Source organism: Williamsia sp. MIQD14, from assembly GCF_051025635.1.
Lineage (GTDB): Bacteria > Actinomycetota > Actinomycetes > Mycobacteriales > Mycobacteriaceae > Williamsia_A.
In genome coordinates, this window is the sequence record NZ_JBPFDG010000001.1 from 742,596 (window position 1) to 754,373 (window position 11,778).

Sequence of the window (11,778 nt, forward strand, 5' to 3'; positions counted from 1 at the left end):
GTTACCGTGTGCCTGACGGAGCCGAGGGGCTCGAGGGCGCGGTGTCGTTGCTGCGCAACCTGATCCGCATGGTGTGATCGGCACCGGCGACCACGGTACCCGCGGAGTCGAGGATGTCGACGTGGTGGATGACCTGCGTGACACCGTCGCGGGTGGCCTCCTCGCGGATGCGCTGCGCCTCGTCGTGCGGCAGCGCGACACGCAGTTCGAGTCGACCGCGACCCGGTGCCTGGAAGTCAATGCTCGCGGCCTTGGTCCACACCTCGAAGCGGCGACCGAGTTGTGCGGCAAGCATCATCCCGTAGAGCACGTCGGTGGCCGAGAACAGCGCTCCGCCGAACGCGGCTCCGTGCAGGTTCGCCGTCCACGGATAGACGCGAACCGTGATCGCGCCGGAGGTCCAGTCGTCGGCGATGTGGGAGACGCGCACACCCGCTCCGAGCAGGGGCGGAAACAGCCCGACCAGCAGACGGAATCTCGACGGCTTGTACAGCCATCCGTGGAACACGGTCTTGTTGTTGTTCACACCCACCATTGTCACACCAGCCGTTGTCGACCAGCCGTTGTCGACGAGCGCCGCGCTGCGAACCCGCCGCCCTCGGGCTGCAATCGGGTCGTCGGCCCGGGTCAGACCGAGGCCGCGGTCTTCTCGGACGTGCGCGCCGCCGTGACGGCATCGACGACGGCGATGATCAGCCCGACGCCGACGAGGGCCGAGGCCACCGACAGCCCGACCTGGAAGGCCGGGGCGAAATCACCTCGGGAGTCGGTGATCTGGGCGAAGAACACCGCGCCGACGAGCGCGATACCCGCGGCCGACCCGATGCGCTGACCGGTCTGCAGCACGCCACCGGCGATGCCGGCGCGCGTCACCGGCACGTCGTCGAGGGTGAGCGTGACGTTCGGTGAGATCACGAATCCCGAACCGACACCGGCGATCAGCAGCGGGAAGGCTGCCGCCCAGCCGACACCGGACCCGGGGACGAGCACCGAGGCGACGACCGCACCGACCATTCCGACGAGCACCATCGCCAACCCGACGGCGACGAGGCTGCGCCCGAATCGGCCGACGATCGACCCTCCCACGCGCGCCGACACCGCCGAACCGATCGCGAACGGCGTCACCGCGAGACCGGCCTGCAACGCCGAATAGCCCAGTCCCTGCTGTACATACAGCGTGTAGACGAAGAAGATCGTGGTGAAACCGGCGAAGTAGACGGTGCCGATGACGCAGCCGAGTGTGTACGAACGCATCGAGAACAGCGAGAGGTCGACGAGCTGCTGGTGGCCACGGGCGCCCTGACGCCGCTCCCACAGCACGAACGCGATCAACAGCAGCGCGGCCGGGATGAACAGCAACCACTTCGCCGACCCCTTCCACTGCTGCTCCTGCACCAGGGGCAGCATCACCGCGAGCACACCGAGGCCCAACAGCACGACACCGACCGGATCGAACGACGATGCGCGCAGCGGCTGCAGGGAGTCGGCGTCACGCGAGGGCAGGAGCTTGATCGCGGCGACGAGTGCCACCGCGCCGATCGGGACGTTCACCATGAACACGTAGCGCCACCCGTGCTCGACGCCGCCGAGTTCGATCAGCACCCCGCCGAGCAGCGGGCCGACGGCGGTCGAGATGCCGATGGTCGCGGCGAACAGACCGAAGGCCTTGGCCCGTTCGGCACCGCGAAACAGCTGTTGGATCAGGCCCGACACCTGAGGGCTGAGGATGCCGCCGGCGAGGCCCTGGACCAGGCGGGCGATGACCAGGGTGAGCGGACCGGTCGCCAACCCACACGCCGCAGAGGCGACGACGAACAGGATCAGGCCGACGATGAACGTGGTCTTGCGACCACGCGCATCGCCGATGCGACCGGCCGGCACCAGGAACAGTCCGAAGGCGAGTGCGTAGCCCGACACCACCCAGGACAGATCGGCCGACGACGCGCCGATCCCCTTCTCGATCGACGGGAGCGCCACGTTGACGATCGACACGTCGAGCAGGGTCATGAAGCCGACCGCGAGGCAGACCGTCAGGGCGGTCCACCGACGCGGGTCCGGCTCGTAATCCTCGGTGGGTGCGGGTCGGGAGGTCATGGTGTCGTGCAACACCGATGTCCGTTCTGGTCTTCCCGACCACTTCTGCACTGAAGTTTCAGTGGACGGGAGACCGGCCGGTCACATCGTGGTGCGGCCGTCGATGCTCTCGCGGATGATCTCGGCGTGGCCGGTGTGCTGCGCGGTCTCCGACACCAGGTGGATCAGCACGCGGCGGACGCTCCACGACGCACCGGGGGTGTTCCACGGGGCCTCGGGCAGAGGGGTCGACCGGGACAGATCGCCGGCCGATGCGACGACCTGCTCGGTGTGGGCCGCCACGGCCGCGTACTCGGCGAGGACGGCCTCGCGCGAGTCCCCCGGCAGCATCTGAAACTCGTTCTGACGGTCGATCGCCCACTGCGGGTACGTGTGCGCCGTGCCCGACATCAGATCGTCCCAGCTCACGCCCTCGGGGAGCACCAATTCCATCCCGGAGGTGCCCTCGGTGACGAACCGCATCCACGCGGCCTCCGTCGAGGCGACGTGCTTGATCAGTCCGCCGAGGCAGAGCGCGCTCGCCGTCGGCCGCAGGCCCAACTGCTCGTCGGTGAGTCCGTCGACGGTGCCGATGAGGAGGGCTCGTGCCTGCGCCAACTCGGCGAGCAGTTCGTCACGCTCGTCGGTGACGTTGTGAGAAGTGGCGGTCGAGTCGGTGGTCATGGTGGCTCCCTGCATCTCGGTGGTGGTCATGAGCGACAGCCTCACAGCTATTGCGGACAGTTACGGTCCTCAACCGACACAGGAGTCGAGATCGGGTGCATCAACCGCCCCGGACTCGGCCGACACCACATCCCCGTCGCGGGCCCCGGGGCGCACAATCGCCGACATGACCGATCGCGACACCGGAGACCATCACCTCGGCCGGCGCCTGGAGACCGAGGCACTGCCCGCCTGGCGCCGCATCACCGACGGTGAACCCCGGTGGGCTGCCGCGCTGGCCATCGTCGCGGTGATCGCCCTGCAACTCGCTCTGCCGCAACGACTGAACCTGTCCTCGCGCTATCTGCTCCCGGGGATCGAGGTGGCCCTGCTGGCGATGTTGGTCATCGCGAACCCGCTGCGGATCGACCGGGTGTCGACACCCCTGCGATCGGCCAGCCTGACGCTGATCGCCGTCGCCAGCCTCGCCAACGCCTACGCGGCCGTCCGGCTGGTCACCGACATCATCTCCGGCGACCACAAGGTCTCCGCTGCGGCACTTCTCGCCACCGGCGGCGCGGTGTATCTGACGAACATCATCATCTTCGGGCTCTGGTACTGGGATCTCGACCGCGGCGGGCCGGCCACCCGCGCCGCCGGCACCCGGCAATATCCCGACTTCCTGTTCCCCCAGATGACGACACCCGACGTGTCCGATCCCGACTGGGAGCCACGATTCGCCGACTACCTCTACGTGTCGTTCACGAACGCGACCGCCTTCAGCCCCACCGACACCATGCCGTTGAGTCGCTGGGCGAAGCTGGCGATGATGATCCAATCGGTGATCGCGCTGGCCACCGTGGCGATGGTGCTCGCCCGCGCGATCAACATCCTGAACTGAGCGCACTCACCCGATCACCGACTCCCGCGCGATGGATCGACTCCCGCGACAGCGATCGATGTCGCGGGAGTCGACCGGCGACGCGTGAACGACGCGACGGTCAGATCTCCATGACCGTGCCCGGTGTCGGTTGTTCCAACGTCACGTCGACGAGACCGTCGGTGCCGAGGAAGTTGTCGGCGAGGCTCTTGCCGACGTCCGACAGCAGCATCTCGTGGATCGCGATGGACCGGCGCGGAGCCACCGCGCGGATGAAGTCGGCAGCCTCGCCGATCTTCATCCACGGTCCGCTGATCGGGACCAGCAGCACCTCGACCTCGGCCTCGGGGACCTCGTAGGAGTCGCCGGGGTGGAAGATGCGCCCTCCGAAGAGATAGCCCACGTTGTCCACGACCGGGATGTCCGCGTGGATCACTGCGTGACGCTCGCCGTGCACGGTGACGTCGATGTCACCGACCGAGAACGCGTCGCCCGCGGTGACGGTGGTGATGCGGTCGGCGTGACCCTCGATGAGGCCGGAGATCGACGGCGGACCGTAGAGCGGCAGATCCGGGCGCGCGGTCAGGGCGGCACCGATCTTCTCGACGTCGAGGTGGTCGAAGTGCTCGTGGGTGATCAGCACGGCGTCGGCGCTCGCGAGCAGATCGGCCGATTCCGAACCGAACGCACCGGGATCGACGAGAATCGTCGCCGATCCCGACTCGACGACCACACAGGCGTGGGTGTGTTTGGTCAGCTTCATGACAGCCTCCTCGGCTCGACGGTGATCGCTGATCACGAACCTACACAGGGCCCTTCCGGGTAACGGGTTTGTCGCATTCACCGAGGCCGCCGCACCGCTGGGCGATACTGATGGCCGCCGTCGAGATCCGCCGGCGAAACAGATGTGGGGCACACATGAAGAAGCTGATCTTCGCCGCGATCGCCGCGAGCGCACTGGTTCTCGCCGGATGTTCGGACTCCGACACCGGCAGCGCCGCCGACTCGGCGACCAGCGCAGCCAACAATGCCGCCGACGACATCGGCAGCGCCGCCTCCAAGGCCGCCGACTCGGCGGGGAACGCCGCATCCAACACCCGCGACGCCGGGTTCGTCGCCGCACTCGGTGTCGCGAACCTGAAGTTCGGCAGCGACGACGACATGGTCAGCGAGGCCAAGGACGTGTGCGAGGACCTCAAGGGCGGCAAGAGCGCCACCGAGACCGCCGACAGCGTGAAGGACAAGTACGACGACGACGCCGACAAGGCGCTCAACTTCGTCCGCACCGCGGTCCCGCTCTACTGCGCCACCGAGGCCGGCAAACTGATCGGCTGATCGACCCCCTCGCGCGGCCGTCGCGGCACCCGACCCTGCGTTCGTCTCGACGAGAATCGGCGCTTGACCCTCACGTAGCGTGCGGCTCTAGCGTCTCCTCTCGTCGGCCACACCCGGTGGCCGCGAGAGGAGCAGTGTCGAATGGGTGAGCCCGAGAAGCTCTATCGCGTCGGACAACTGGCGGAGCTGACCGGTCTCACGGTGCGGACCCTGCACCACTACGACGAGATCGGGCTGCTGAGTCCGTCGCGTCGCAGTGGTGCCGGATACCGGCTCTACGCCGGCGACGACGTGACGCGTCTCTACGAGATCCTGGCCCTGCGACAACTCGGGTTGTCGTTGGAACAGATCAGCGGTGCCATCACCGGTGAGACCTCACTCGAGGCGATGCTCGTCGCGCATGCGGAGCACGTCGACGCGCAATTGGCGGCGATGCAGCGGCTACAGACCCACGTGACGACCGTCCTCGCGACGGTGCGTCGCTCGCACCGACCCACCGACACCGACCTCCTCGATCTCATCAGGAAGGTGATGACAGTGGATGCACGAGTGGAGGACTACTTCGACCCCGACCAGTTGGCGGCGCTCGCCGTTCGTCGGGAAGAGCTGGGAGAGGACCGGATCCGCGCGGTCGAGAACCGATGGCCGTCGCTGATCGCCGAGGTCGACGCCGCGATCGCCGCGGGGATGGACCCCACGTCCGAGCAGGCCGGCGCGATGGCGGCCGAGTGGATGGGACTGCTCGAACAGTTCCACGGCGGCGATCCCGGTCTCCGGGACGGGATGTACCGCATGCAGGAGGAGAACACCGAGGAGATCCAGCGCGACTTCGGTGGACCGACCCCGGAACAGATCGATTTCATCCGTCGGGCGACCGAGTCGCGTCGCTGAGAAGTGTTGGTACGACACAGATGACACCGATGGTCCTCGGCGCGTGGATGTTCCCCGCGTCGAGGGTCATCGGTGACATCTGTGTACGCCGCCCGTGTCAGACGCCGAGTCCCGCACGCGCCGAGTCGTCGATGGTGGAGTTCACGCCCCCGACGCGATAGGTCGCACCACGGTGGCGGTCGGGCAGGCGGTCACCCTCCCCGAACAGCTTGTGTCGCAACGTTCCCGGGGTGTAGTCGCGCTCGTAGGCGCCGCGGCGCTCGAGCGCCGGGACGACGTGATCGATGACGTCACGAAAGGTGCCCGGTGTGACCGCGTAGGCGAGGTTGAAGCCGTCGACATCGGTCTCGTCGACCCAACTCTGCAGCTGATCGGCGACGCTCTCGCCCGACCCGACGAGCACGGGACCCATCCCGCCGATGCCACCCCAGGCCGCGATGTCGCGCACGGTCCATTCCTCCCCGGTGTCCGACGCCTGCTGGAACGACGCGACCGCCGACTGGATCGCGTTCGACTCGACGTTGCCGATCGGCTCGTCGAGGTCGTAACCCGACAGGTCGATGCCCATCCAGCCCGACATGAACACCAGGGACCCCTCGGCGCTGGCGTAGCTGCGGTACTCGGCCGCCTTGGCCTGCGCGGCCTCCTCGGTGGCGTCGGTGATGATCGTCAGCAGCGTGTAGACGCGGGCGTCGTACGGCTCGCGTCCGGCGTCGACGAGTGCGGCCCGGACCCTCGAGACCGTCTCGCGGAGCAGTGGTTTGGTGGGTGCGGCGACGAAGATGGCTTCGGCGTTGCCGGCGGCGAAGGCGAGTCCGCGAGGCGAGGCACCGGCCTGGTAGATGACCGGCGAACCCTGCGGCGACGGCTCGGAGACGTGGATGCCGGGGACCGAGAAGTGCTCGCCACGATGGCCGATGTGGTGGACCTTCGCAGGGTCGGCGAACACGCCGGCCTCCCGGTCGCGACGCACGGCGTCGCGTTCCCACGAGCCCTCCCACAGTTTGTAGAGCACCTCGAGGTACTCGTCGGCGTGGTCGTAGCGGGCGTCGTGGGCGAGCTGGTCGGTCTCGCCCATGTTGCGCGCCGCCGACGGCAGATAGCCGGTGACGACGTTCCAGCCGATCCGCCCCTTCGTCAGGTGGTCGAGGGTCGACATCCGCCGGGCGAACGGCACGGGATGTTCGAACCCGGTACCGGTCGTGATGCCGAACCCGAGGTGCTCGGTCGCGTACGCCATCGCCGATACCAGCAGCAAGGGGTCGTTCACCGGCGTCTGCGCACCATGGCGGATCGCCGCCTCGTCGGTGCCCGCGTAGACGTCGTAGGTACCCAGCACGTCGGCGATGAACAGCCCGTCGAACCCACCGGTCTCGAGGAGCTTCGCCAGCTCCACCCAGTAGTCGAGGGTGGTGTAGTCCGTCGACCGGTCGTCGGGGTGGCGCCAGAGCCCGGGTGACTGGTGGGCGACACAGTTCATGTCGAAGGCGTTGAAACGGATGGGACGCGACACGCAGATGGCTCCTCGATAGACAGTTCTCGGACCATCGTCGCGACACCGGGCGGCGCACGCCATGGTTGCGCTCAGCGTGGGCCGGAGGGTTCCTCGTCGAGTCGGTAGACCCGAACGGCGTTGTCGCGGAACACCTTGCGCAGCAGTTCCGGTCCGCGAGGGGCCAGCACGTCGAGGAGGGTGCCGACGATGGTGGCGACACTCGCGTTGGGTTTGTCGATGGGGAAGTTCGACCCGAACATCAGACGGTCGGGGCCGAAGAGATCGGTCGTGTGGGCGATGAGCGGCCCCATCATGTCGGTCAGGGTCGCCTGGCTGCCGATGTTGCCCGACGCCTGGTGGCCGTACCCGAGGAACGAGAACGCGACGCCGGAGTGCTTGGCGACGACGTTTCCGCAGGCGGCGACCTCGGCCATCCCGTCGCGCCACCGGGCGAGGATGTCGGCACGGGCGGCGGCGGTGTGGCCGGTGCGGGCACCCATCGGGCCGAACACACCGACCGGGGTGGCGTAGTGGTCGAGCACGATCGTCGTGTCCGGGTACTCCCGCGCGAGCACCGCGACGTCGTGCAGCTGATGCGAGTAGACCCAGGCCTCGAAGGACAGTCCGCGCTCGGCGACCCGCGCGAACCCGTGGAGGAAATCCCGCGAGGCGAGCAGATGAGGGGTGTCGGTCCAGTCGCGCACCTTCGGGTCGGGGTGATGCGACGCCATCGTGCGGATGCCGCGGAACGGCGTGCGCTGCGCCGAGCGCTCATGCATCGACAACAGCGCCCCGAGGTGGGAGTCACGGGGTTGGGCATGTCCGACAATGGCCGCGAGGGTGGGCGCTCCTGCGACGCCGAACGGCAGCGCGTCGATCCAACGGGTCTCCCCTGCGGGCGCCATCGGATCGGACCCGTGCCACGACGCCTCGATGTGCACCGCGGAGGAGATCGGCGCTCCGGCGGTGGCCGCCACGTCGGCGACGTCGCGTCGGTAGTGCTCGGGCAGATACGGCCGCAGCAGGAAGCGCGGGGTGAGCGCCATCTCGCGGTCGGACTGGGTCGCCAGGCGGAAGAGGCGATCACCGACGGCCGGCGCGAATCGGTAGACCCGAGCCGTGCGGGTGGTCTCCCGCGGGGTGGTGAGCGGGTCCCACTGGTGCATGTGGGCGTCGACGATGCCCTCGACCACACCGGCGAGTGCACCGTGCCCGGATGTCACCGACGCGTTATCGTCCACCGACGCAAAGGGTTCCGAGACGTCGCCCGCGCGTTCGAGCTCGCCGTCGGATGGTTCCATGATGTGACTGTACTAACGTGGTGGCGGCCCCACACGAGGTGGGCGCGGCGAGTTCGGCAGCGGGAGACGACGAAGGGCGAGTTCGGCGATGGGTGGTCACACGCGCCGGGGACTGGCGCTGGTGCGTGAGCGGATCGAGGCCGAGCCCGACCGCTTCGTCGCCGACTTCTACACCCGCCTGTTCACCATCCGACCGGCCCTGCGCGACCTCTTCCCCGCGACCATGGCCCACCAGCGGGCGGCCCTGTTCGGCGTGCTCGACCACGTACTCGAGGTGTTCCCCGACACCGCCTCGCACGAGGACCTCGTCGCCCTGCTGGCCCAGCTGGGCCGCGACCACCGCAAGTACGGCGTCGCGCCGGCCGACTACGACGTGTTCTGCAACGCCATGCTCGCCGAGATCTCGGCGACGATGGGCGACGACTACGACCACGAGCTTGCCACCATCACCACCCAGGCGCTGATGCTCACGACCGGCGTGATGCGCGGGGCGGCGCAGACCGCACCGGGGCCGGCCACCTGGAACGCGCGGGTGGTCGAGAAGTTCCGCATGTCCCGCGACCTGGCGGTGGTGCGACTCGTCGCCGACCACCCGCTGCCGCACGCTGCGGGCCAGTACCTCGAGGTGTCGATCCCCCAGTGGCCGCGGGTGTGGCGCAACCTGTCGCCGTCGATCCCGCCGAACCCGCAGGGCGAACTCGAGTTCCACATCCGGGCGATCCCCGGCGGGACGGTCAGCTCCGCGATCGTGGGCGAGACCGCGGTCGGCGACGTGTGGCGGCTCGCCCAGAGCCACGGGACGCTGACCATCGACCCGACGCGCGAGTCGATCCTGGTCGCCGGCGGCACCGGCATCGCGCCGATCCGGGCGCTGCTCCTGCAGATGGCCCGCCGCGCCGACACCCGGCCGGCGCGGCTCTTCTACGGCACCCGCTACCCCGGAGAGCTGTACGAGGCGCCGAATCTCGCGCGTCTGGCGGGCACCAACCCGTGGCTGTCGGTGACGGTGGTGTCGGAGGAGGACACCAACCCGTGGTGGCTGACCCGCTCCGTCGACGCCGACGCGCTGCACATCCGCCACCGCATCGGCCGTCTCGACGACGTCGTCGGATCCGAGGTCGGTGCCGCGATCGGCGCGGGCGCGGCCCCCGACACCCAGGTCGTGATCGCCGGCTCGGCGCCCATGATCGAGAACACGCGACGCACCCTGATCATCGCCGGGGTGCCCGGACGCATGATCGATCACGACCCGATCTGAGCTCGCCCTACTTGGCCGAGGGGTCGGCGACGCCCGACGGCTTCGGCTCCGAAGGGACCGAACTCGACGACGACGTCGTGGTGGTCGTGGTCGGCGGCGGTGTCGTGGTGCGGGTGATGGTCCGCGGGGGCTGGGTGACGGTGACGGTGTCGCGCGGCGGTGGCGCCTGCTCGGTGGTCTCGGGTACCTGCTCGACGGGTGCCTCGGCGGTCGTCGTGGTCGTCGAGGGCCGACGCGAGGTGGTGCTCGGCGTCGACGAGGTGGTGGTCGGCGCGCTGACCGTCTCGCTCACGACGGCCGGTGTGGGTGAGTCGTCGCCCCCGGAGAGCAGTACGACGGCCACCACAACAGCCGCCAGCACCGCGGCGGCCGCCGCGGCCGCACCGAGGATCAGCCACCGGTTGCGGCCGGCGGCACCGCCGCCTCGGGAGCGTCCGTGCAGGGCGGCACCGTGCGCGGCGGAGAACGTCGGTTCGTCGGCGATCTGGACCGGCAGCTGCGTCTCGTACTCCAGCGCCGGGCCGACACCGGTGAGCGACGCGCCCGGGCCCACGACGAACACCCCGCGCCGACCGGCGTCGGTGGACGGCAACAGGTCGAACGCCGCGGCGACGGTGGCCGCACCGGTCGGTTCGGTCACCGGTTCCCGCTCGCCGCCGGCGGGCAGTTGCACGGCCCCGACCACGCTGGACGATTCGGTGTCGACCGCCGCGATCGACAGTTCGTTGAACGGGATCGCGTTCTCGGCGAGGTCGATGACGACCACCACGCCACGCTGATCCGACTGTGCCGCAGCGACGTTGGCGAAGGCGAACGGCGTGTCGGTGATGGTGGTGCGGCCGTACCAGTCCGGGGCGCCCGCGGTGCCGCCGGTGATCGTGTTGTGCAGCGCGACCTGCATGCTGCGACGCGCGCAGGCGACGGTGATCGACTCCACCTCGAACGGTGCGGTCTCGACGAGCTGCGAGATCGCGTCGAACACCGACTCGGGTGCGTCGTCGGCGAGATCGACGACGTTGCGGGCCAACACGTTGCCGGTGGAGACCTCCATGACCACCGAGGCGATCTGGAGATCGGTGACCGAGACTCCCAACACCTGAGCCATGACCGGGGTACCTCGTTCTCGTCGGTGATCTGCCGTCGGTTCTGCGCCGACGGTGCTTTCCTGGGCAGACCCTATCGCGGGACCGTGTCGTGACCCCGGCACATCAGGGGCGTCGTTACGCTCGGGTGATGTCCGACGTCCGTGATGAGCCCGACAACCCGACGTCCCCGGACGACCGCCGACCCGTCGTCCGCCCGGCGACCAGGGCTGGATCCCGGGGCCCGGGATCCGACGCGGCCGACGCGGCCCGCCCCCGACGACCGCAGGTCTCCGTCACGCCGATGCGCACCCCCGTCGACGACCGCCGTCCGCGCGTGATCGACATCGCCGTCGTGGTGTGGGTGGTCACGCTCGTCGCACTGGCCGTCACCGCCGCCCTCGTGGCCCTCGACCAGGGCCCCGCGCGCTCCGAACTGCGCCGATCCCTGGCGTCGGACAACCCGACCACGGCACCGCGTGAGATCGCCAACACCGTCGACATCGCGATGGTCGCCGCCGGCGGTGTCTGCGTGATCGTGCTGCTCCTGGTGATCTACGGGGCCATCCGTCTGCGCGACCGCGTGATCGGCGGCCGCGGGACGCTGACCACGATGGGTGTCGTCACCGTCGTGGGGTCGATCGCGTTCTGGACCGTGCTGTCACCCGCTCGGGACGTGCTCAACCCCGCCGTGACGGTCCTGCCGTTCGTGGTGGCCGCGCTCGCGGCGGTCGCGACCGGACTGGTGTTCACCGGTGACGTCACCCGCTGGCTCAAGGCCGCACCGAAGCGCTGAGCGG

Annotated in this window: 12 protein-coding genes; 5 read left to right on the forward strand and 7 right to left on the reverse strand. The window is 69.2% G+C overall.

The features are described from left to right. Position 1: 1 nt before the first annotated feature. The 3 genes from ACQ7HM_RS03225 to ACQ7HM_RS03235 all read right to left on the reverse strand — a co-directional run bounded on the left by ACQ7HM_RS03225 (position 2) and on the right by ACQ7HM_RS03235 (position 2,787). Complete coding sequence (locus tag ACQ7HM_RS03225; protein WP_434214785.1) at positions 2–526, reverse strand: PaaI family thioesterase; 525 nt, start codon at positions 524–526, stop codon at positions 2–4. Positions 527–627: 101 nt separating this feature from the next. Further along, complete coding sequence (locus tag ACQ7HM_RS03230) at positions 628–2,094, reverse strand: MFS transporter (protein ID WP_434214786.1); 1,467 nt, start codon at positions 2,092–2,094, stop codon at positions 628–630. A gap of 81 nt (positions 2,095–2,175) precedes the next feature. Continuing rightward, entirely contained in the window at positions 2,176–2,787 is a 612-nt protein-coding gene (locus ACQ7HM_RS03235) for a DinB family protein (protein ID WP_434214787.1), read from the reverse strand. A gap of 136 nt (positions 2,788–2,923) precedes the next feature. Between ACQ7HM_RS03235 and ACQ7HM_RS03240 the strand changes: the two genes are divergently transcribed. Continuing rightward, positions 2,924–3,637 carry a hypothetical protein gene (locus tag ACQ7HM_RS03240; protein ID WP_434214788.1) on the forward strand — a complete coding sequence of 238 codons (714 nt, stop codon included), beginning with the start codon at positions 2,924–2,926 and terminating at the stop codon, positions 3,635–3,637. A 100-nt stretch (positions 3,638–3,737) separates the two neighbouring features. On the opposite strand, the gene ACQ7HM_RS03245 is transcribed toward ACQ7HM_RS03240, so the two are convergent. After that, complete coding sequence (locus ACQ7HM_RS03245; RefSeq protein WP_434214789.1) at positions 3,738–4,379, reverse strand: MBL fold metallo-hydrolase; 642 nt, start codon at positions 4,377–4,379, stop codon at positions 3,738–3,740. A 155-nt stretch (positions 4,380–4,534) separates the two neighbouring features. Between ACQ7HM_RS03245 and ACQ7HM_RS03250 the strand changes: the two genes are divergently transcribed. Both ACQ7HM_RS03250 and ACQ7HM_RS03255 read left to right on the forward strand, forming a co-directional pair. Then, on the forward strand, positions 4,535–4,951 hold the full coding sequence (locus ACQ7HM_RS03250) for a DUF732 domain-containing protein (protein WP_434214790.1): 417 nt from the start codon (positions 4,535–4,537) through the stop codon (positions 4,949–4,951). A gap of 141 nt (positions 4,952–5,092) precedes the next feature. Then, positions 5,093–5,842 carry a MerR family transcriptional regulator gene (locus ACQ7HM_RS03255; protein ID WP_434214791.1) on the forward strand — a complete coding sequence of 250 codons (750 nt, stop codon included), beginning with the start codon at positions 5,093–5,095 and terminating at the stop codon, positions 5,840–5,842. Positions 5,843–5,939: 97 nt separating this feature from the next. Here the strand turns inward: ACQ7HM_RS03255 and ACQ7HM_RS03260 are convergent, their stop codons facing one another. Both ACQ7HM_RS03260 and ACQ7HM_RS03265 read right to left on the reverse strand, forming a co-directional pair. Beyond that, entirely contained in the window at positions 5,940–7,355 is a 1,416-nt protein-coding gene (locus ACQ7HM_RS03260) for an LLM class flavin-dependent oxidoreductase (protein WP_434214792.1), read from the reverse strand. Positions 7,356–7,426: 71 nt separating this feature from the next. Continuing rightward, positions 7,427–8,638, reverse strand: a complete 1,212-nt coding sequence (locus tag ACQ7HM_RS03265; protein ID WP_434214793.1) for an amidohydrolase family protein — start codon at positions 8,636–8,638, stop codon at positions 7,427–7,429. Positions 8,639–8,726: 88 nt separating this feature from the next. Here ACQ7HM_RS03265 and ACQ7HM_RS03270 point away from each other — a divergent pair, with 88 nt between their 5' ends. Then, on the forward strand, positions 8,727–9,896 hold the full coding sequence (locus tag ACQ7HM_RS03270) for an FAD-binding oxidoreductase (protein WP_434214794.1): 1,170 nt from the start codon (positions 8,727–8,729) through the stop codon (positions 9,894–9,896). Positions 9,897–9,903: 7 nt separating this feature from the next. Here the strand turns inward: ACQ7HM_RS03270 and ACQ7HM_RS03275 are convergent, their stop codons facing one another. Then, a complete protein-coding gene (locus ACQ7HM_RS03275; RefSeq protein WP_434214795.1) occupies positions 9,904–11,001 on the reverse strand; it encodes a hypothetical protein in 1,098 nt (365 codons plus the stop codon). A gap of 128 nt (positions 11,002–11,129) precedes the next feature. Between ACQ7HM_RS03275 and ACQ7HM_RS03280 the strand changes: the two genes are divergently transcribed. Further along, on the forward strand, positions 11,130–11,774 hold the full coding sequence (locus ACQ7HM_RS03280; RefSeq protein WP_434214796.1) for a hypothetical protein: 645 nt from the start codon (positions 11,130–11,132) through the stop codon (positions 11,772–11,774). Positions 11,775–11,778: the final 4 nt, after the last annotated feature.